Source organism: Lacinutrix sp. MEBiC02595, assembly GCF_053601555.1.
Map to the genome: position 1 here is coordinate 1 of NZ_JBSHNU010000252.1, position 221 is coordinate 221.

The 221-nt window shown below is 39.8% G+C and carries 1 protein-coding gene; it reads left to right on the forward strand.

Annotation, left to right across the window (positions count from 1 at the left end; translation table 11 throughout):
• Positions 1-221 (forward strand): hypothetical protein (locus ACVCZW_RS19450; RefSeq protein WP_452233241.1); only part of this gene is annotated, 221 nt, incomplete at both ends.

Below are 221 nucleotides of genomic sequence, written 5' to 3' on the forward strand. Positions count from 1 at the left end.
CCACTTGTGGACTTGGTGGTACAATTACAGTTACCTATACCGTTGCAGATGATTGTGATAACGAAACTATACTTGTTGCCATTCTTACGCTTAACGATTCTATCGGTCCAGATTTAACAGTTTGTACTACAGTTACAGATGCCTCTGTAGATTGTACAGCAGATGATAACGAAACTATTGCCGATGCTTGGAATACTGCTAACATACTTGCGCTTGAATCT